The following is a 21,584-nucleotide window of genomic DNA, read 5'->3' as shown; positions in this document are numbered from 1 at the left end:
AAAAGGATTATGGATAAAATATATTTACAGGGCTGCCGTTTTTACGGCTATCATGGAGCTTTTGCCGAAGAACAAAAGTTAGGGCAGATTTTTGTCGTTGACTGTACGCTGTCTCTTGATTTGGGAAGAGCGTCTCAAACAGACCGATTGGAAGATACGGTACATTACGGTATGGTTTTTGACTGCATTAAAAAACATGTGGAAGAGGAAAAATACCGTCTTCTTGAGAAGCTTGGCGGGGTTATTATTGCTGATATTTTACAGCAGTTTGCAGCAGTACAGGCTGTAAAACTCACCATTAATAAGGAAAATCCTCCCATCAACGGTCATTATACTGCTGTAGGGATTGAGTTGGAACGGAGCCGGCCATGACTGTTGTTTATTTAAGCTTAGGCAGCAATGTGGGCGAACGAAAAGCTTATCTTAATCAGGCGGTGTCGTTGCTCAACTCTCTGCAGGGTACACGGATCACTAAGTGTTCATCGCTGTACGAAACCGCACCTTGGGGAAAAATAGATCAAGCCGACTTTCTCAATCTGTGCTGTGAACTTGAAACAGCATTAAGTCCTCAGAATTTGTTGCTTTCCTGCCAAAAAATTGAAAGGGATTTAGGACGTGTGAGGCATGAACACTGGGGGCCGCGGACAATCGATATCGACATACTGCTTTACGGTCGTTCTGTCATCACCGAAGATAATCTTCAGGTGCCTCATCCTTTTATGACAGAAAGAGCTTTTGTGCTGCTGCCTTTAGAGGAGATCGCCCCCCATCTGACTGTAAATGGCGCAGAACTCCGGACTTATATAACAGCTTTGGATTCGACAGCTGTTAAAAAAATAGATGCGGATTGACAGCAAAATCTGCTTACTCTGTCTGCCTGCGGTGCTGTATACATTTTTGGATCAGCTTGCCCTTCTGCAAAATCTTTTCCATAAAATGGATATAGGAACAGCCTTGAATCAGTGAAAAAACGTTTAAAAAACACTGTGACTTGTTTTAGCCTATATTCAAATACGACGTTTTCTGCTATAATGATAATCGCGGTGATTTACCGATTTAACTTAATAGTAATAAAGCACAGAATTGAGAAAAATGTTTGATTTTTTAGATAATGAATTAAAGGGTATAGATATCCGTGTTAAGGAGCCCTTGAAAAAGTATACTTACACAAAAGTTGGCGGACCGGCTGATTTTCTGGCCTTTCCGCGCAACCGCTATGAATTGTCCCGTGTCGTTAAATTTGCTAACCGGCAGGGAATCGACTGGATGGTTTTAGGCAATGCCAGTAACATTATTGTCCGTGATGGCGGTATTCGCGGTTTCGTCATCATGTTTGACAAGTTAAATACTACAACAGTTGACGGATATATCATTGAAGCTGAAGCTGGAGCCAACCTTATTGAAACGACACGTGTCGCAAAATTTCACAGTTTGACAGGTTTTGAATTCGCCTGCGGAATTCCAGGAAGTGTGGGCGGCGCTGTTTTTATGAATGCTGGTGCTTACGGCGGTGAGATTGCCCACATTCTTCTGTCGGCCCAAATTTTGACTAAATCAGGAGATGTTCGGACAATTGAAAACCGAGATATGCGTTTTGGCTATCGGCGCTCGGCTGTTCAGGCCAGTGGTGAGGTGGTTATTTCTGCCAAATTTGCCTTAAAACCGGGAGATTATACACTGATCAGCCAAGAGATGGCTCGTCTGACACATCTGCGTGAGCTAAAACAGCCTTTGGAGCATCCATCCTGTGGTTCAGTGTTTAAACGGCCGCTAGGCTATTTTGCCGGCCAGCTGATCGGTGAAGCCGGTCTTAAAGGCCACCGGATCGGCGGTGTCGAGGTGAGCCGCAAGCATGCTGGTTTTATGGTTAATGTTGCTGACGGCACGGCTCAGGATTACGAAGACTTAATTGCTGATGTCATTGAAAAAGTAGAAGCGCATTCAGGTGTACGCTTGGAGCCGGAAGTTAGAATTATTGGCGAGAAAAAAGAATAAATGAGATTTATCGGAGGATGTATGAGCTTTGACTGAACCAATCATTGCCTTTAGAAATGTCTCAAAGGTATTTGAAGACAGCGGCACAGTTGTCCTGAAAAATATCAATCTTGAGTTAGAAAAAGGGAAATTTTATACGCTGCTCGGAGCCTCAGGAAGCGGGAAGTCGACTATCCTCAATATTATTGCAGGTTTAGTCGATGTGACTGGCGGGGATGTCTTTTTGGACGGTCGGCGAATCAACGATGTGCCGGTGCATAAACGCGATGTGCATACGGTTTTTCAAAATTATGCCCTTTTTCCGCATATGACTGTTTTTGAAAATATTGCTTTTCCTTTGAAATTAAGGAAGGTGGAGAAAAATGAAATGGTCCAGCGTGTTCATGAAGTGCTTAAACTGGTGCGTTTGGAAGGGCTGGAAAAACGCCGGATTCAAAAACTTTCAGGCGGTCAGCGCCAGCGGGTAGCTATTGCCAGAGCTATTATCAACCGTCCTAAGGTTGTTCTTTTAGATGAACCGCTGTCGGCCTTAGATTTAAAACTGCGGACAGAGATGCAGTATGAACTGCGGGAACTCCAGCAGAGGCTGGGTATTACGTTTGTTTTTGTGACCCATGATCAGGAAGAGGCCCTTGCCATGAGTGACTGGATTTTTGTCATGAATGAAGGGGAAGTAGTCCAGTCCGGCACGCCTGTCGATATTTACGATGAACCGATTAATCATTTTGTGGCCACCTTTATCGGTGAATCCAATATTTTACCCGGAACCATGATTGCCGATTATTTAGTTGAATTTAACGGGAAACGTTTTGAAGCAGTTGATGGGGGAATGCGGCCGCAGGAAGCGGTTGAAGTGGTAATCCGCCCGGAAGATTTGCAAATTACTCTGCCAGAAGCCGGTAAGCTGCAGGTCAGGGTCGACACTCAGCTTTTTCGCGGCGTTCATTATGAAATCATAGCTTATGATGAATTGGGAAACGAATGGCTTATTCATTCGACACGCAAGGCTATTGAAGGAGAAGTCATCGGATTAGATTTTCGTCCGGAAGATATCCATATCATGCGGCTTAATGAAAGCAGGGACGAATTCGAAGCGCGGATTGAAGAATATGTTGATATGGAAGAGCACGAAGAGGGTCTGCTTAATGCTATTGCGAAAGGAGAAAAATGAAAACAAGGCTCAATCTTTTTTCTTTGCCCTATTTTTTATGGCTTTTTCTTTTTGTGTTAGCACCGCTGGTTTTACTTATTTATCAATCGTTTTTCAATTTGCAGGGGCAATTCACTCTGGACAACTACAGGGCTTTTTTTGGCTCCTGGACTTACCTCAAGATGAGTCTGAATTCTGTGTTCTATGCAGCGATAATTACTTTGGCCGCCTTGATTGTTTCATACCCTACGGCTTTAATTCTAAGGAAGCTTAAGTATAAGCAGCTCTGGCTGATGCTGATTGTTCTGCCAACTTGGATTAATTTGCTGCTTAAGGCTTATGCTTTTATGGGGCTTTTTGGCCAGCGCGGTGCCGTCAATGATTTTCTGACTTTTGTTGGCATTGGTCCGAAACAGCTTCTTTTTACTGATTTTTCTTTTCTCTTTGTAGCAGCCTATATTGAAATTCCTTTTATGATCTTACCGATTTTTAATGCTTTAGACGGTATTGACCAGGATTTGCTTAATGCCAGCCGGGATTTAGGAGCAGATGAACTGCAGACCTTTCGCAAAGTTGTCCTTCCGCTTTCTCTAAATGGTGTAAGAAGCGGTGTACAGTCTGTTTTTATTCCTAGCTTAAGTCTTTTTATGCTGACCAGGCTGATTGGCGGAAACCGTGTCATTACGCTTGGAACCGCTATTGAGCAGCATTTTTTAACGACGCAAAACTGGGGTATGGGCTCAACTATCGGCTTAGTTTTAATTCTGGCAATGGCTGCTGTGATGTGGCTGACGAGCGATCATGGCTCAAAGACTTAACCAAAGGCCTGTCAGTATGATGCAAGTGTCGATTTTCAGACATTACCTTTGTTATCTTGGTGTAACTGAATACGGCCTAAGAGCTGTGCAAAAAAGATATGGCTAAGCTTAGAATTGATTCCAAGTTAGCTAGCCGTAGATGACTGAAGGCTTTGCAGTCTTTACAGCCTGCCGCACCCTTCTAGTCATCCTGGCAGAGGTGCGTCTGCGAAATCAGAGATTTCGGACTTACCGTCATTTTTGCTTTGCTCTTTTCACGGGCTTTGTATCTTGGTGAATTGAACACGCCCTAAAATCCTAGTGAAAAAGATGGCTGTCATCGTGATGCCTTGGCATCACTTGCCATCCCCTATTTTCATACGGATTTTTTCACGGGCTTTGTATCTTGATGAATTGAACACGCCCTAAAATCCTAGTGAAAAAGATGGCGTTTACCGCGATCGGTGTAGGAATAGTACAGAGCACCCCTAACCGTAGCCGTCTGAAAGCTTTGTCGTCTTCACAGCCGACCGCAGCTTTCTAGTCGTCTTGGCAGAGGCGCGTCAACGAAATCAAAGATTTCGGACTTGCCGTCATTTTCATACGGATTTTTTAACGGGCTTTGTATCTTGGTGAAATTGAACACGGCCTAAACGCTGTGAGAAAAAGAGACGCAATCGTTGGATGCGTCAGCGACTTACGAGTGTGGCTGCTCTGTGAGTACAGCCTTTCCTTGAGTCTTTTGTGACTCGGCAGTCAGGCTCCTATTTTCTCTTTGCGTTCTTAACGGCCTTTGTATCTTGATGAAATTGAACACGCCCTAAAATCCTAGTGAAAAAGATGGTGTTTACCGCGATCGGTGTAGGAATAGTACAGAGCACCCCTAACCGTAGCCGTCTGAAAGCTTTGTCGTCTTCACAGCCGACCGCAGCTTTCTAGTCGTCTTGGCAGAGGCGCGTCAACGAAATCAAAGATTTCGGACTTGCCGTCATTTTCATACGGATTTTTTAACGGGCTTTGTATCTTGGTGGAGTAGTGGATGAAAAAAGTAGCAGCGGTTTATTTAGGTTTTGTTTTTCTCCTTCTTTATTTACCGATTTTTTATTTGATTTTCTATTCTTTTAATCAAGCAGGCCATATGAATGGGTTTACTGCTTTTAGTTTGGAACATTATCAGACTTTGCTGGCGGATCAGCGTTTACTTCTGATTTTGCTGCAGACCTTCTTTTTAGCTTTTTTGAGCGCTCTTCTGGCTACGGTGATAGGGACCTTTGGAGCTGTTTTTATTTGGGGGAGGCGTCAGCGTCATGAGAATACTCTTTTGTCTTTTAACAACGTTCTCTTAGTCGCTCCCGATGTCATGATAGGGGCCGCTTTTCTGCTTCTCTTTACCCGTATCGGCTTCCCTTTAGGGCTGTTTTCGGTCTTGTTCAGCCATATTGCCTTTTCGATTCCCATTGTTGTGCTGATGGTTCTGCCCCGTTTAAAGGCGATGGATATCGACATGATCCGCGCAGCCTATGATTTGGGAGCCAGTTCTGTACAGATGTTGAGAGAGGTTATGCTGCCTTATTTAACACCGAGTATTATCGCAGCCTACTTTATGGCCTTCACTTATTCTTTAGATGATTTTGCTGTGACTTTTTTTGTCACCGGAAACAGTTTTTCAACTCTGTCTGTTGAAATTTATTCACGGGCTCGGCAGGGGATTGCTCTAGAGATTAATGCTCTCTCATCAGTAGTTTTTTTGTTCAGCATTCTTTTAGTTATCGGTTATTACTATATCTCTAAAGAAAGAGCAGGTGACACTGATGCGTAAGCTCTATTCTTTCCTCCTTGGAATCTGTATCATTATCGGTGTGCTCTGGTCTCTTGCTGCCTTCCTGCAAAAACAGTCAGGTCCTGCTGCAGATAAGCTGGTTATCTACAATTGGGGGGACTATATTGATCCGGATTTGCTGACTGAATTTACAGAGGAAACAGGGATAAAGGTGCAGTATGAAACCTTTGATTCAAATGAAGCCATGTACACTAAAATAAAACAAGGCGGAACAACTTACGATCTTGCAGTCCCCAGCGATTATATCATTGATAAGATGGTAGCAGAAAAACTCCTGATCAAATTGGACAAAACAAAGATTGATGGGCTGGAGAATATTGCCCCGGAATTTTTAGAAAAGCGTTTTGATCCCAATAATGACTACTCAATTCCTTATTTTTGGGGCACTGTAGGCATCGTTTACAATAAAAAACTTTTACAAAAGGCTCCGCAGCACTGGGAGGATCTTTGGCGCCCGGAATATAGAAATGAGATTATGCTGGTAGACGGTGCACGGGAAGTTTTAGGCTTCAGCTTAAACAGCTTGGGTTACAGTTTGAATTCTAAGAATAGAGCTGAACTGCAGGAAGCAGAGAGACATCTGCAGGATTTGGTGCCCAATATTAAGGCAATTGTCGGTGATGAAATGAAGTCTTATATGATTCAGGAAGACGGCGCTGTCGGCGTTACTTTTTCAGGGGAAGCCAGTGAAATGCTGGCAGCCAACGACAATTTAGTCTATTTTGTCCCAAGCGAAGGCTCTAATCTATGGTTTGATAATCTGGTTATTCCTAGGACAGCAAAACACCTTGATGAAGCCTATGCTTTTATCAATTTTATGCTGGAACCGGAAAATGCGGCCCAAAATGCCCAATATATCGGTTATTCAACTCCCAACATAGCTGCCAAGGAGCTTTTGCCTGATGCAGTCAAAGGCAACCCAGCTTTTTATCCCGATAAAGCAGCTCTTGCCAATCTCGAAGTTTATGATAACCTCGGTTCTGACTGGCTGGGCATCTATAATGACCTTTATCTGCAAGTCAAAATGTACCGCAAGTAGGTGAGTTTTTTCCATTAAGGCGGTATTCAGAAAAATGGTTTCGCAGTTCGGCAGGCTTTAGTTTGGCTGTTTCAAAAATCGAATGCAGTCTTGAAAAAAGAGGGGAGATTTGCTATGATACGGGTAATAAGCTCAAGAAAAAGTGGCGGGGTCAGGAATGAAAATTGAAAAAGTTTATAATAATAATGTTGTCCAAGCCAGAAGCAGCAGCGGCAGAGAAATGATTGTCATGGGCAGGGGACTCGGTTTCCAAAAGAAAACGGGTGAAACAGTAGATTCTTCCCTAATTGAAAAAAAGTTTATCTTAGAAGATAATCAGCAGGCAGATGAGCTGTCCCGTGTCTACCTTGATTTAAGTCCGGAAGAAACGGAGAGTGTTTTAGCGATTATTGAACATGGTCAGGAAATTTTGGGGACGGCTTTTGACACCTCATTATATATTGCTTTGGCTGATCATCTGCACTATACGCTTCAGCGTCTGTCACAAAATTTATCAATTCCCAATCCTCTCTCTTGGGAAATCCGTAAATTTTTTCCTAAAGAATTTCAGGTGGGACAAGATGCTTTGAATATCATTGCCCAAAAACTGCAGGTAGATGTTCCGGAAACTGAGGTATCGGCTATCGCCCTGCATTTTATCAATGCGCAAAAAGATTCCAGCCTTTTAGCAAAGGGTCAGGAGATTACCAAACTGGTGACTAATATTTTAGAAATCGTCCGCCTGCACTATGGAGAGGTAGCTGATGAAGACGCTGTCAGCTATAACCGCTTTGTCACCCATGTCCAGTATTTTGCTCAAAGAGTCATAAACGGTCTGGTTCAGGGACAAAATGATGCCTTTCTTTTTCAGCAGGTCAGGCAAAATTACCCTAAAGCCTTTTTCTGTTCTGAAAAAATCAAAAACTATGTTGAAAAACGTTATGATTTCCCTATGAGCCGCGATGAACAGGTTTATCTGACAATCCATCTGCAAAGACTGGACACCGTTAAGTAATCCTTTTTTTAAGAAAATATAGAAAAAAATTAAAAAAGCGCTTGCAAAAAGAAAAAAATCTGCTATGATAGATACATAAGGATTGTTACTGGTGAGCAGGCAAAACCTAAATAAATGCATAAACTGACGCCAAAGGCAGAAGCATGTCTTTTGTTTTTTGGGATGGTTTGGTGTTTATTTAGGTTTTTCTTTTGCTCTGACAGCTTAATCTATCCAAATAAAAATGAGGAGGCCATAGAATGGCAAAAGACTATACTGAATTAGCTCAAGATATTGTCGCCCATGTCGGCGGAAAAGATAATATCGCTAAGCTAGTTCACTGCGTGACCCGTCTGCGCTTTACCCTAAAAGACGAAAGCAAGGCAGATGATGATTATCTCAAACAGCGTGACGGTATTGTGACTGTGGTAAAAGCAGGAGGACAGTATCAGGTGGTTATCGGCAACCATGTGCCGGATGTCTATGCGGCAGTGACTGAGGTTGCTGGGATTACTGGCGGCGGCGGTATTGATGTTGATGAAGGGGATGTGCCTCAAGGCAATCTCTTTGACCGTTTTATCGCCTTAGTTTCCGGCCTCTTTCAGCCGATGCTGGGAGCTTTATCAGCAGCCGGTATGATTAAAGGTTTAGTTGCTGTTATGGCTGCTGTGGGTGTTCCTGAAACCGATGGTGCTTATGTTGTTCTCAATGCGGCCGGCGATGGCTTCTTCCAATTCTTACCGCTGATTTTGGCACTGACAGCAGCTAAGCGTTTTAAAATGGAACAGTTCACGGCACTGGCCATTGGCTTTGCCTTGGTTTATCCTAATATTGCGCTCAGTTTTGCTGGTGAAACACCGCTTTATACTTTGTTTAAAGGCACTTTTATTGAATCACCGGTTTATGCGACTTTCTTTGGTCTTCCGATTATTTTTCCAGCTTCGAGCTATCTGCAGACCGTACTGCCGATCATTGTCGCAATTTGGATCGGTTCAAAAATCGAAGGGGTCTTTAAGAAGATTATTCCTGATGTAGTTAAAGTCTTCGTTGTTCCTTTCTTCACGATTTTAATCACGGTTCCCCTTTCTTTCTTGATTATCGGCCCGGTTATGAGCTGGGCATCCGATCTGGTCGGTGTCATCTTTACAGGGATCTATGGCTTTAGTCCTATTATCTACGGTTTGGTTCTCGGAGCTATGTGGCAGGTCTTGGTTATGTTTGGGCTGCACTGGGGCTTGGTTCCGCTTGCTATTTTGGAACTGCAAAAGGGTCCTGGGGTTATCTTAGTTGCGACAGTTGCTATCTGCTTCGCCCAAGCCGGATCTCTCCTCAACATCATGTTTCGGACAAAAGAAGATAAGGTTAAGCAACTGTCAGTTCCAGCCTTCATTTCTGCTCTTTTTGGCGTCACTGAGCCGGCTATTTACGGTATTACCCTGCCAATGCGCCTGCCTTTCGTTATGACCTGTGTGTCCGGTGCGATTACCGGTGCTTATCTGGCCTTATTCGATGTTCATATGCAGGTTATGGGCGGTCTGGGACTGTTTGCAATCCCATCTTTCATCGAACCAGGCAATTCCATGACTTTGATTCATTTCTTAATCGCTATTGTTGCTAACTTTGCTCTCGGCTTTATTTTGACTCAATTCGTTAAGATTCCTTATCTATACGGCGGTCCTGCGGGGCAGGAAAATTCTGCTGGCAGCAGTGAGCCAGCACAAGAAGCAGCTCCTCTTAAAGAGATTAAGCAGGAAATTGTTTCCAGTCCTCTGACAGGGCAAGTTGTTCCTTTAGCTAATGTTCCTGACGAAGTATTTGCTTCTGGAGCTATGGGGAAAGGGATTGCAGTTGAGCCAACTATCGGTGAAGTTTTGGCGCCGGTTAAAGCAGAAATCACATTGGTTTTCCCGAGCAATCATGCTGTCGGTATGCGGACTGAAAACGGTGCTGAGCTCCTGATTCATGTTGGTATGGACACTGTTTCTCTTGATGGCAAAGGGTTCCAGGCATTTGTTGCAGTTGGTGATCAGGTTGAAGCCGGTCAGAAACTGCTGTCATTTGACATCGATGCTATTAAGGCAGCAGGCCTTCCGGTAACAGCACCTGTTATTGTAACCAATACCGATGCTTTTACTGATATTCTAACGACACAAGAAACAAACGTTGTAGCTGGTGACTACCTGCTCACAGCAGTAAAATAACTCTGAAAATCACTTGATCGTTCGGTCAAGTGATTTTTTTAACTGCAGACATAAAGGCTGCAGGAAAGATCCAGCGGGTATTCTGTTATTTTTGATACATGTTTTAATAATTGTTATACAAAAATAGGGGAAAATGATATTATCCAACGGAATATCGGTAAGCGTTTGCAAAAAAAGTTTTTTAAAGCTATGATAAGTTTAAGCAGAAGATGAGAATAATGTACACTAGAAGCAGCTGCTGGCTGTTTTCAGCAACTGAACGAAACGGTAGAAGGACAAATTTGGCACAAACTAAGTGCAGAATTTGGATTTGATAAACCATTAATTGTTTTAATGAAGCGGAGAAAGGAGGCAATGTTAAAAATATAAAAGTAAACGTTTCAAGAGGCCGTTAAAGAGGAGGCGGGCAGTCAGTCCCCCTAAAAAGGTGCTTTCAAGTCAAGGTGTCCAGTAGGGAAATCTAGAGGACTGAGAACCTGTCTTAAGAGCTGGAGGCTGAACTCATATCCACTAGCTGAGTTTACTCCCACTCCCGTGAGGTCCGATAGGCATTTTAAAGCTTTGAAAAGCGGTTAAAATGTCACTGGGCTACTGCGTTATGATGAACAAGGTAAAAGCAATTCGAAAGTTAAAGCTGTTACGCACTCTTCTAGCCTTCCTGGCAGAGGTGCGCAGACGAAATCGGAGATTTCTGGCTTACCGCCTTTTCATACGGATTTTTAAACGGCCTTTGTATCTTTAATTAGGAGGAGGATGAAATGAAAAGATTGTCAGTTATAGCTGCTTTAAGTTTACTTTTTTTAAGTATTGGCTTAATAGGCAGCCGTGTGTCGGCCAAGGATTTGGCTGTGGATGTTGCTAAGGTTAATATCGGGGTTAAGGGATATGAGTTTGGACCTGCTGTTCCAAAAATTATTGTTGAGCTGGATAATGAGGTCAGCTCGGTTGCTAAAGATGATCTGAAAGTCACAACTGCTGGCGTTGATAGAAAGATTAAGAATGTTTATTTATCAAATAAAAACGGCAAAAAAATTAAAAACGGCAACAGTAAATATGTGACTATTGAGATGCCGGTTAGTTTTGATACGGAAAACAATGCTGGGGAAGCCTCCCCATTTACTTATAATCTGGATATTTTCCAAAATCAATGGTCAAGTGAGTATAAGGTAACAATCAAAGGTCTGCAGGTTTCGGCAGATGACCAGACGGCCACTCTCAGTACAGAAACGGATGCGATTAACAACCGTATCGCTCAAGAGGCTGCTGTTTTTAAAAACCGCGGAACGTTCAGCGGTACTTACACAAATCCGATGACAGATGAAGAGGAAGAGCTGACTTTAAATTATGCAGCCTATGAACCGAAAGATCTGTCCCAAGGCAAGAAGAATCCTTTGATTATCTGGCTTCATGGTCAGGGCGAAGGCGGAGAAGATCCGGATATTGCACTTTTAGGGAACGAAGTGGTTGCTCTGGCCAGAGAAGATATCCAAAACCATTTTACTGCTGGCAAACAAACAGGTGCCTATGTTTTGGTCGTTCAGGCACCGACATACTGGATGGATGAAGGTGATGGCACCAATGGTGCAGGTGCAGGTGTTTCCCGCTATACAGAAATACTGATGGACACCATCAAGGATTATGTCGCTCAGAATACTGATGTCGATACAGACCGTATTTATTTGTCCGGCTGCTCCAATGGCGGCTATATGACACTCAACCTTGCCATTCATAATCCAGATTATTTTGCTGCGCTGGCACCTTTAGCAACTGCCTACTCTTACTATGATTACGAACGTGAGGCAGATGGCAGCTATACAAGAGTTCCAAGTGAAGAAAGTCTTTCAGGTACGGCAATGGTGCCTACTGAAAATGTTTATTTTGATGATGAAAAGGCGGCAGCCTTGAAGGATATTCCAATCTGGTTTGTCCATTCGGCCAATGATACCATTGTTGATCCTGAAGCCTTTTCGCTGCCAATTTACAAGACCTTGCTTGACAGCGGTGCTGATAATAAATGGTTTTCTTACTATAAGACGGTGGAAGGCTCTGATATGAAAGATACAGAATATGCCGGCCACTGGTCATGGGTTTACTTCTTTAACGATCAGGTAACCGGCGTTCAGGATGCCAAAGCTGTTAAAAAGGCAGATGATCTGTCCGGCTTTAAAGCCAACAATAAAAGCAATGGAGGCTCTGCGACAGTAGAAGTTGATGGGAAAGATTATGACAATATCTTTGATTGGTTGAATGCCCAAAGCAAATAAACATTTTAGGAGACGGTATGAAAAGAATTTACGTTGCCCTGCTGACTTTGATATTGGGGATTTCTCTGGTTGCCTGCATCAGTACCGATAATAAAGAATCAAGTGCAGCTTTTAATCAGTCTCTGACGCAGACCATTGCTGCTGGCAAAGTCAGAGGGGTCAGAGATAAAGAAAACAAGGCTCTGCAGTGGCTGGGTATCCCCTATGCTCAGGCTCCTAGCGGCCAGCTGCGCTGGAAAGAACCGCGAAAGGCAGAAAGCTGGGAAGGGATCTTTGCAGCTGATAACTACGGTGATACAGCCATACAATTATCTGACGATCAAGTTGTCGGTTCAGAAGATGCACTGAATCTGGATGTTGTCCGCCCTGACACCAAGGAGGGCGATCTGCCCGTTATGGTCTATATCCATGGGGGGAACAACCAAACAGGCAGTTCACAGGAAATTAAGGGCAACTCTTTTGTCAATGACTTGAATGCGGTCTATGTCTCGGTCAATTACCGGCTGGGAGCGCTGGGGTTCAATCCCCTGGCAGCCTTAAAAAACGGCAGTGACAAAGAGAATTCAGGTAATTACAGTCTTTTGGATATTGCTGCAGCTTTGGACTGGGTAGAGGAGAATATCGCTGCTTTTGGCGGCGATAAGAATAATATTACCTTAGTCGGTTTTTCAGCCGGAGGCCGCGATGTGATGGCCAGTTTGATATCTCCCGTATTTGCTGGAAAATACCATAAGGCTATTTCTTTTAGCGGCGGAATGACACTGGCTGATGAAAAAGAAAGCCAGGAGACCTTTGCTGAAGCTTTAGCTCCTCTGGTTGTTGAAGATCAGGTGAAGGAAAGTGACGAAGAAGCTAAAAACTGGCTGCTGACTGCTGACAGTGAGGTGACAGATTATCTTTACGGTTTGTCTGCTGATCGGCTGGCTGGTCTTATGGGTAATGCCGCGATTCGTATGAGCGTTTTCCCGCATCTTTATAAAGATGGAACGGTACTTCCAGAAGAGGGTTTTGAGACAGCTGATATCAATGATGTTCCTTTGCTGCTAATAACAGGAACGAACGAGTTTTCTCTTTTTGCTGCTTATGATGAGCGCTTTGCTGCTGATTTCAGCAGTCAGTCGCTTTTCACAGATAAGCAAAAAGCAGCTGAATTTAATTATGTTAAAACTTATGGCGGCCAGCTTTACCGCTTATCAAATACACTGGAGAGTGCCCGTATACTGGGCGGAAAATATGATTCCCCCATTTTTATCGGAGAGATTTCATATGGGGATGATAAGGCTGTAACTCCTGATTTAGCGGAGACTTTCGGTGCTTTTCACGGAATTTTCGAACCGCTTTTGCAGGAACCTTCTAACTACACTGCAATGATTGGGCAAAGCTTTGAAGAAAAAGGGGCTCAAGCTCTGTCTGCAGATTTTAAAGCCTATCTTAAAAATTTTCTGCACTCTGACAGTCCGAACGGCGACGATTTAACAAAATGGCCGCAGTGGAGCCAGAAAAACGAAGCAGTCTTGTCTCTGACAGCAAATAAAAAAACAGCGCTGATTGAGGCAGCGACTGATACAGAAGAGGCGCAGACAATTCTGGATAAAATGGCTAAAGACAGCACACTTTCCGATGAGGTCAAGGAAGAGCTTAATACGACAGTTCTTAACGGCCGCTGGTTCAGCAGCCTGCTTGATGAGCGCTCAGCTAGCAATAACGAGTGAATAACGATAACGAGGCAGGACTTTTGTCCCCTGCCTCGTTTTACTTTTTTAAACCGATGAATTTGGCGCAGCGGAAGTTCCCATCCCTTGCGGCACAACAGATAGTAGTTTCTCTAAGCAACTGTGCGGAGGAGGGACAACAAAATCGAAAGCATCATGTTATGACAATTTACCGATTGTTGTCCCACTCTCTTTTTGCTGGTTTCTAGCTGATCTGATTGGCGTCAGACGGCCTCTGGATTTACTGAATTGTTTGCGGTATTGGCTGGGGGTGACATGAAAATAATTTTTAAACTGGCGGTTGAAGTTGGAAAGATTGTTAAAACCTACGCTGCTGGCAATCTCTAAAATAGGATCCGCAGAATTCAGCAGCAGATCGCTGGCTTTATTAAGGCGGACCTGAATCACAAATTCTGTGCAGGAAGTACCTGTCTGCTGTTTAAAAACAGTCATAAAATGTGTCTTGCTGTAACCCATAAAATCAGCTAAATAGCTGATGGACAGGTTGTGCTGATAATTATGATTGATAAAATCGATCAGTTCACGCATCCGTTCATTTTTACGATAAGTATCATCGGTATTTTTTCTCAGGACATAGCGGTGATAATAGAGCAGGTAAATCAGTTCGTTGAGCTTTGCTTTCAAAAGAATTTCAAAATGCCGTCCTTCGTTGCGGGAAAGTTCAAAAATCTGAAAGACAGCATCTTTGATTTCCTCATAACCAGTCATATCGGGCTGAATTCTGGGAACAAATTTGAAGCTGCTGGTCTGCAGCGGCTGCAAATAGCGCAGGCTGACCTGATCAACTGTGGCATTACCGATCATATCCAAATGGAACTGAAAGGTATCTGTATGATGTGTCCTATCTGCGATTGGGTGAATGGAGTGCATACCGTTGGGTCTGATGAAGATAATATCACCAGGCTGGCTGTTGAAAAAATCATAATCGATATGATATCTGGCCGACCCCTCATACACATAATTAATTTCGATTTCTGGATGCCAATGGAAAAGAACATCAGGCCGGCCGTTCTCAACATAGGTATCAAAAAAATGATAGGGAAGCAAATGCCGCCGGTCTTCTTTTTTTTGTTTAAAAGTATCATTTTTAGCGCTCATTTCAGTTTGTCCTTTCTATCTGGCATATAATAGTATTATTATAACAAAAAAAGTTAGAATCCGTCGTCAATTATCATAGTATTAGAACAGAATTTTATTAAAGCACAATACTCCGATTTTGATGATTGCTATCCTTTTTTAGAGAAATATCGTAGAATAGTATTATTTTCTAAAATAATAATGTAAGCATTTTCTTTCAAAAATCTCTATACTGATTTTATAAAATAAATAAGAGGTAGTTTAAATGACAAAAACGGTCTTTCCTGAAAACTTTCTCTGGGGCGGCGCAACTGCCGCCAACCAGTTCGAAGGTGCTTACAACGTTGATGGCAAGGGGCTGTCTGTCCAGGACGTCACACCGCAGGGCGGGATGCCTGCAAAGATTGGTGATTTGGATCCGCTCATTACAGACGAACCGACACCTGATAATTTAAAACTTGAAGGTATTGATTTTTATCACCGCTATAAAGAAGATATTGCTCTCTTTGCTGAAATGGGCTTTAAGGTTTTTCGTCTGTCCATTGCCTGGAGCCGAATTTTTCCTAATGGAGATGAAAAAGAACCCAATGAAGCAGGACTGGAATTCTATGATAAGGTCTTTGATGAGCTGGCCAAATATAATATTGAGCCGCTTGTGACTCTCTCGCACTATGAAACGCCGCTCCACCTCGCCCGTCAGTATAATGGCTGGGCCAGCCGGGAATTGATTAGTTTTTATGAGCGTTATGTCCGGACGGTCTTTAACCGCTATAAGAATAAAGTGAAATACTGGCTGACTTTCAACGAAATCAACTCTGTGCTTCATGGGCCTTTTATGTCGGGAGGTATTGCAACTCCTTTTGCTGAGCTTTCCAAACAAGATTTGTATCAGGCTGTCCATCATGAATTGGTGGCCTCTGCTTTAGCGACCAAGGTCGGCCATGAAATCAATCCCGACTTTAAAATTGGCTGCATGGTTTTAGCTATGCCTGCCTATGGTTATACTGCAAATCCTTTGGATCAGCTGGCAGCGCGTGAATTTGAAAATCAAAATTATCTTTTCTCCGATATTCATGTACGCGGCAAATACCCTAACTACATCCAACGCTATTTTGCAGAAAATGATATTTCCATTGAATTTGCTCCGGAGGATGAAGCTATTCTTAAAAATACTGTCGACTTCATCTCTTTCTCTTACTATATGAGCGTTGCTCAGGCGCATAATCCCGAGGATTATGAAATCGGCCAAGGCAATATTATGGGCGGTATAAAAAATCCTTATCTGGAATCTTCCGAGTGGGGCTGGCAGATTGATCCTGTCGGACTGCGTTTGGTTCTTAATGATTTCTACGATCGCTATCAGCTGCCGCTCTTTATCGTTGAAAACGGTCTAGGTGCAAAAGATGTTTTAGTTGACGGACCGGATGGACCGACAGTCGAAGATGATTATCGGATCGATTACCTGAAAAAACATCTGCAGCAGGTCGGTGAGGCTTTGACAGACGGTGTAGAACTGTGGGGCTATACGACTTGGGGACCGATTGATTTGGTTTCGGCTTCGACGGCCCAGCTCAGCAAACGCTACGGTTTTATCTATGTTGACCGCAATGATGACGGCAGTGGAAGTTTAGCGCGCTATAAGAAAAAATCTTTTGACTGGTACAAGGAAGTTATCGCCACCAACGGTGAATCTTTATATCAATAATCTCGTTCATAACTCTGCAGAAACCATGTAATCTCCTTAATTTCTGCAGAGTTTTTTTACAGTTAAAAACTGTTTTCGTTTAAGCCTAAAATCTTTTAGTCGTAATATAATGCTTGTCAAAAGCATTTCTGCCAGTTATAATAAATAAGGAGAATTTGTTTAAAAGGCTAAAAGCTTTGATTTTGATTTACTATCAGCCGTAGCCGCCTGAAGGCTTTGTCGCCTTGACAGCCCATAGACAGATCTAAAGGACGATTTAAAAACTAGCCTTTAATTTTGTCAGTGTTATGTACGAGACGCAGTAGCCTAGCGTCATTTTAGTCGCTTTTTCAAAGCTTTAAAATGTCTGTTAGGCTTTGCGGGGGCGAGACATCGAACGTTATGGTCTGGGGTTCTGTCTCGCTCCCTAGCCGTCCTGGCAGAGGCGCGTCTGCAAATCACAGATTTCGGATTTACCGCCTTTTCATATGGATTTTTTAACGGGCTTTGTATCTTGGTGTAAGGAGAGGTAATGAAAAAAATTAGTTATGGTGTGTTAGCGTTGTTTGTATTGCTGGGGTTAACGGCATGTATTCCTATCCCTAATCCAAAAGCAGGCAAGACTGGTTCCTCTGAGCGGCATTCCAAAGTAACTACGGTGACAGAAACAACTACGGAAACTACTACATCAGAGGCTGCTGTAACGACTGATAAGTACAAATATACTCAAGAGTCAGACGGCATTCAGCAGGAGATACTAGTCAGTTTAACATATAAAGGAACAGAGTATCAAAGCTTTAAGATAGATATGACCCACACCTTCTCCGAAGAACAGCAGGCTCAAATGCGTGCCTTAGATCCTGCGACCGTTCAGGAAGTTTTAGGGGAGTATTTAAACGAAGAACCCGGAATGTCAGATTTAACGGGCATCGAAGGTGTCTCTCTCACAAGTTCTCTTACAGAAGATTATAAATGGCTCGTGAGCATTACTATTGATGCGAAAAAAACCGATTTTGAACGTCTGGCTCAGGTTGAAGGCTTTGCACTGGATTTCACGGAGGTTAAAAATATGTCCCCTAAATTATTTGGTCTGAGTCTGAGAATCTATGGCTTTGAGGAAGTTAAAGAATAAATGCTGTGAAACCTGAAGCGGAGTTTTCATTTCTCGCCGGTCTGTGCAGTGTAGGTTTTTAGGTCCATATTTTTTATGGGGCAGAACGCGGACTAGGCTTTCTGTCTCTTATCATTAAAGGGATAAACAATAGCGAGGGAACTCAGTGCAAGTTAATGCTGATAAGTGATACTTCCGCATTCTATCTGAGAAATCTCTGGCTTTTTGTGTTATAATAATTCAAAAAAACTGAACACGGCCTAAAATCCTAGTGAAAAAGATGGCTGTCTTCGTGATGCTTAGGCATCACTTGCCATCCCCTATTTTCATACGGATTTTTTAACGGGCTTTGTATCTTGTTTAAAAGAGGAGGATTGGAAATGAAAGTATTTGTTGTAGGCGCAAATGGACGGGTCGCAGAGTCTCTGTTAAAAGAATTAATCAAGAAAGGCCATCAGGTTTTTGCTGGTGCTCGTTCTCCGGAAAAGGTTATCCAGGACGATCGGATTCAGACTGTTTCCTTCGATTTGCATGCTGAACTTGCAGAGTTGAGCGCTAAATTAAGCGGGATGGATGCCGTTTATTTTGCGGCCGGTTCCAGAGGAAAGGACTTACTGCAGACGGATGCTTTTGGAGCTGTCAAAGTTATGCAGGCGGCAGAGAAAGCTGGGATTAAGCGCTTTATCATGCTGAGTTCTATTTTATCGACAGAACCTGAAAAATGGCAGGCTGCCGGTATTGATAGGCTGAAAAATTACATTATTGCCAAGTTTTTTGCAGATGAATGGTTGATTCATAACACTGAGCTTGATTATACAATCCTGCAGCCTGGTAATCTGGTTGAAGCTGAGAGCGGCAGCGGTTTAGTTGATTTTACAGTAGAAGCAATGGGACAAAACAGCATTCCGAATGTTGCAGAGGTATTAGCCGAAGTACTGGATAAACCTAATACCTTTAAAAAGGTTATCCCTATGGCAGACGGACAAACACCGATTGCACAGGCTGTAGAACAGCTTTAACTGCAATGAGCGGCAGAAAGGAAAGAGATAATGGATGACTTAAAGAAAGTTTTGCTGGCTGGCATTGGCTTAACGTCAATGACTTTGGAAAAAGCAGACAGCTTTGTTAAAGAATTAGTGGCTAAAGGGCGTTTGACAGTTGAAGAAGGCAAAGAACTGCAGAGCGAGCTGAAACGCAAAGGACAGGCGGAAGCAAAAGAAGTCCTCGCAAAATTTGATCAGCAAAAGCAGCAGGTTCAGTATGCAAACAAAGAGGATGTTGCACGCCTTGAAGAAAAGCTGGATGCTTTGCTGAAACGGTTCGAAAAAGAAGAAGAATAGGGCCTTAAGCCTTTGTATCTTGGTGGAATTGAACACGGCCTAAGAGCTGTGCAAAAAAGATATGGCTAAGCTTAGAATTGATTCCAAGTTAGCTAGCCGTAGATGACTGAAGGCTTTGCAGTCTTTACAGCCTGCCGCCCCCTTCTAGTCATCCTGGCAGAGGTGCGCAGACGAAATCGAAGATTTCTGGCTTACCATCATTTTTGCTTTGCTCTTTTAACGGCCTTTGTATCTTGTTTGAACTGAACACGGCCTAAAATCCTAATGAAAAAGATGCCTGCCAGCGTGATGCAAGCATCACTTGTCAGTCCCTATTTTCATACGGATTTTTTCACGGCCTTTGTATCTTGTTTGAATTGAACATGCCCTAAACGCTGTGAGAAAAAGACAGCCTTCCCTTGAGTCTTTAGTCACTCGGCGGTCAGGCTCCTATTTTCTCTTTGCGTTCTTAACGGGCTTTGTATCTTGTGAAGGGATGAGGATGGCGAATAATCGTTTGCGGGAGATTGTCAGGGTTTTTTCTGCTGTTGGCCTGACAGGATTGAAAGAAAGGCGGAAAGGGCTTGATGAACAGACTGTGCCGCAAAAATTACGGGCAGCTTTTGAAGAGTTAGGTCCGAGTTTTGTTAAAATCGGGCAAATTTTATCGACTCGCAGCGATTTACTGCCTGAACCTTATATCAAAGAGCTCAGCAAGCTGCAGGATTCCGTTTTGCCGCTGCCTGCAGGGCAGGCACTACAGGCGATTGAAGCGGAACTGGGTCAGCCTGTCGGCCGCGTTTTTCGCACAGTTTCTGAGGAACCGCTGGCCAGTGCCTCAGTTGCGCAGACTCACCGAGCGGTCTTTCTGTCAGGCCAGGAAGTTGTTATTAAAATTCAGCGTCCGCATTTAACAGAAATTATCAGTGAAGATATTGCGATTCTTCTGCGTCTTTCTAAAAAAATGCCCAAACGTTTCCTTCCTTCAGTTGATTTAAGAGAGGTTTTGCTGCAGTTGAAGGAAAGTTTGGCGGCTGAAATTGATTTTCGGCAAGAAGCACAGGCCATGCTGGATTTTGCTGAAAAAAATCAGTCGGTTAACTGTCTGGCAGTCCCACAGGTTTTCACGGATTTTACTACTCGGCATATGATTGTTGAGGAATATATTCCGGGGATTCCAATTAATCATTACGAGGCGCTCCTTAAAGAAGGTTATGATCTGGAAGATATCGGCAGGAAACTGATGCTGAGTTTTATTAAGCAGGTTTTTAAAGACGGTTACTTTCACGGCGATCCGCATCCTGGCAATCTTCTTATCCATAATAATAAAATTTATTTTATTGACTTTGGTATTATGGGCCAGCTTCAGGATGATATGCGGGCTTCTCTTAATGATGTGCTCTACAGTTTTACGACACAAGATGTTGATGGCATGGCCAAGGCGATTTTAACGGTGACAGAGGCAGACAGCAGTTTGATTGATAAAGTTGGTTTTTCTCAAGATATCGAACAGATGCTGACCAAATATGCAAACTTAGACTTGGGCAATTTATTCATCGCTGATTTGTTAACCGACTTGCTGAGTGTTTCTCAGCGTAATCATCTTAAAGCGCCGCCGCAGATTACGGTCTTAGGGAAAGCTGTTCTTCAGATTGAAGGGATTTTTCGGGAGCTGGCTCCTGATGTCAATTTGATGACACTGGCCAAACATTATTTTATTGAGAATATGGGACAGGATATGCTGACACAGGTCCTCAATCGGGAGAGCCTGCTAATCGAACTGTTTTACCTTTTGAAAAACGGCAAAAATATTCCCCGAAAAGTCAATGAACTCTCCGAAAAGCTTCTCAGCGGCCGCCTGCTTATCAATTATGATATTCATGACTACAGCAAGCGGATGCGAAGCCTGCAGAGGCTTGCTGACCGCTTTGTTTTGACTTTTATCTTTATGGCTCTGCTTTTAGCTGCCAGCATCCTATCGTTTAATCCCCCGTTTCTATTGCTGGCGAAAGTGCTTTTTCTTCTGGCGGGCTTGGTACTTGTCAGCCTACTCTTTTTGATTATAAGCAGCCGGAAATTTTGATAAGATAATGATGAGATTGCTGTTTTAAAGGCTTTTTGCAATCTGCAGCAGGTGACTTATAGATATGTATGAGAGAGAATGATAGGTTCTCTCTTTTGTTATATTTAAAGCATAAACGCTGCTGTTCGAAAGTTTTTTAAGTAACAAAAGCTTGGCGTTCAATGTCTTTGCAGAACGTGTCAGTATTTTCATATTTAATAGTTAGGAATAGCAGTTTTAGAGCATTCATAAAGTCTAATACTTTATATTTGCACAATATCTCGAAACCGTTTTGAAAGCAGAACTGATAACTCATCCTGTTATCCGTTATTAATTCAA

General features: G+C 43.0%; 17 protein-coding genes. 16 read left to right on the top strand and 1 reads right to left on the bottom strand.

All coding sequences use genetic code 11. The annotated features are described in order from the left end of the window. Nucleotides 1-9: 9 nt before the first annotated feature. From folB to DDV21_RS06570, 11 genes are all read left to right on the top strand, one after another. Entirely contained in the window at nucleotides 10-372 is a 363-nt protein-coding gene (gene folB / locus DDV21_RS06620; protein WP_116877615.1) for a dihydroneopterin aldolase, read from the top strand. Beyond that, complete coding sequence (gene folK / locus DDV21_RS06615; protein ID WP_116877614.1) at nucleotides 369-851, top strand: 2-amino-4-hydroxy-6-hydroxymethyldihydropteridine diphosphokinase; 483 nt, start codon at nucleotides 369-371, stop codon at nucleotides 849-851. The genes folB and folK overlap by 4 nt, the downstream gene beginning before the upstream one ends. 241 nt (nucleotides 852-1,092) lie before the next feature. Further along, nucleotides 1,093-1,995: a UDP-N-acetylmuramate dehydrogenase gene (gene murB / locus DDV21_RS06610; RefSeq protein ID WP_116877613.1), complete on the top strand. Its 903-nt coding sequence runs from the start codon at nucleotides 1,093-1,095 to the stop codon at nucleotides 1,993-1,995. A gap of 28 nt (nucleotides 1,996-2,023) precedes the next feature. Continuing rightward, nucleotides 2,024-3,166, top strand: a complete 1,143-nt coding sequence (locus DDV21_RS06605; RefSeq protein ID WP_116877612.1) for an ABC transporter ATP-binding protein — start codon at nucleotides 2,024-2,026, stop codon at nucleotides 3,164-3,166. After that, on the top strand, nucleotides 3,163-3,963 hold the full coding sequence (locus DDV21_RS06600; RefSeq protein ID WP_116877611.1) for an ABC transporter permease: 801 nt from the start codon (nucleotides 3,163-3,165) through the stop codon (nucleotides 3,961-3,963). Before DDV21_RS06605 ends, DDV21_RS06600 begins: the two co-directional genes overlap by 4 nt. A 1,018-nt stretch (nucleotides 3,964-4,981) precedes the next feature. After that, a complete protein-coding gene (locus DDV21_RS06595) occupies nucleotides 4,982-5,761 on the top strand; it encodes an ABC transporter permease (RefSeq protein ID WP_116877050.1) in 780 nt (259 codons plus the stop codon). Beyond that, a complete protein-coding gene (locus DDV21_RS06590) occupies nucleotides 5,754-6,821 on the top strand; it encodes an ABC transporter substrate-binding protein (RefSeq protein WP_116877051.1) in 1,068 nt (355 codons plus the stop codon). The genes DDV21_RS06595 and DDV21_RS06590 overlap by 8 nt, the downstream gene beginning before the upstream one ends. Nucleotides 6,822-6,978: 157 nt before the next feature. Further along, complete coding sequence (gene licT, locus DDV21_RS06585; RefSeq protein ID WP_116877052.1) at nucleotides 6,979-7,815, top strand: BglG family transcription antiterminator LicT; 837 nt, start codon at nucleotides 6,979-6,981, stop codon at nucleotides 7,813-7,815. A gap of 239 nt (nucleotides 7,816-8,054) precedes the next feature. After that, on the top strand, nucleotides 8,055-9,995 hold the full coding sequence (locus tag DDV21_RS06580; protein ID WP_116877053.1) for a beta-glucoside-specific PTS transporter subunit IIABC: 1,941 nt from the start codon (nucleotides 8,055-8,057) through the stop codon (nucleotides 9,993-9,995). A gap of 758 nt (nucleotides 9,996-10,753) precedes the next feature. Then, on the top strand, nucleotides 10,754-12,259 hold the full coding sequence (locus tag DDV21_RS06575) for an alpha/beta hydrolase-fold protein (protein WP_116877054.1): 1,506 nt from the start codon (nucleotides 10,754-10,756) through the stop codon (nucleotides 12,257-12,259). Nucleotides 12,260-12,276: 17 nt separating this feature from the next. Next, a complete protein-coding gene (locus tag DDV21_RS06570; protein ID WP_116877055.1) occupies nucleotides 12,277-13,971 on the top strand; it encodes a carboxylesterase family protein in 1,695 nt (564 codons plus the stop codon). Nucleotides 13,972-14,130: 159 nt separating this feature from the next. Here the strand turns inward: DDV21_RS06570 and DDV21_RS06560 are convergent, their stop codons facing one another. Continuing rightward, nucleotides 14,131-15,090 carry an AraC family transcriptional regulator gene (locus tag DDV21_RS06560; protein ID WP_116877056.1) on the bottom strand — a complete coding sequence of 320 codons (960 nt, stop codon included), beginning with the start codon at nucleotides 15,088-15,090 and terminating at the stop codon, nucleotides 14,131-14,133. 244 nt (nucleotides 15,091-15,334) lie between these two features. On the opposite strand from DDV21_RS06560, the gene DDV21_RS06555 reads away from it, so the two are divergent. The 5 genes from DDV21_RS06555 (at nucleotide 15,335) to DDV21_RS06535 (ending at nucleotide 21,266) form a co-directional block, all read left to right on the top strand. After that, nucleotides 15,335-16,774, top strand: coding sequence for a glycoside hydrolase family 1 protein (locus DDV21_RS06555; protein ID WP_116877057.1), 1,440 nt, complete (start codon nucleotides 15,335-15,337; stop codon nucleotides 16,772-16,774). Between the two features lie 511 nt (nucleotides 16,775-17,285). Then, on the top strand, nucleotides 17,286-17,885 hold the full coding sequence (locus DDV21_RS06550; RefSeq protein WP_116877058.1) for an SP0191 family lipoprotein: 600 nt from the start codon (nucleotides 17,286-17,288) through the stop codon (nucleotides 17,883-17,885). 359 nt (nucleotides 17,886-18,244) lie between these two features. Continuing rightward, a complete protein-coding gene (locus tag DDV21_RS06545; RefSeq protein WP_116877059.1) occupies nucleotides 18,245-18,883 on the top strand; it encodes an SDR family oxidoreductase in 639 nt (212 codons plus the stop codon). 30 nt (nucleotides 18,884-18,913) lie between these two features. Then, nucleotides 18,914-19,204 carry a phasin family protein gene (locus tag DDV21_RS06540; protein WP_116877060.1) on the top strand — a complete coding sequence of 97 codons (291 nt, stop codon included), beginning with the start codon at nucleotides 18,914-18,916 and terminating at the stop codon, nucleotides 19,202-19,204. A gap of 481 nt (nucleotides 19,205-19,685) precedes the next feature. Then, nucleotides 19,686-21,266, top strand: coding sequence for an ABC1 kinase family protein (locus tag DDV21_RS06535; protein ID WP_116877061.1), 1,581 nt, complete (start codon nucleotides 19,686-19,688; stop codon nucleotides 21,264-21,266). Nucleotides 21,267-21,584 lie beyond the last annotated feature (318 nt).

Source organism: Streptococcus chenjunshii (assembly GCF_003086355.1).
Classification (GTDB): Bacteria; Bacillota; Bacilli; order Lactobacillales; family Streptococcaceae; genus Streptococcus; species Streptococcus chenjunshii.
Note: the sequence above shows the minus strand (reverse complement) of the source record. Positions and strands in the feature narration are given on the sequence as shown.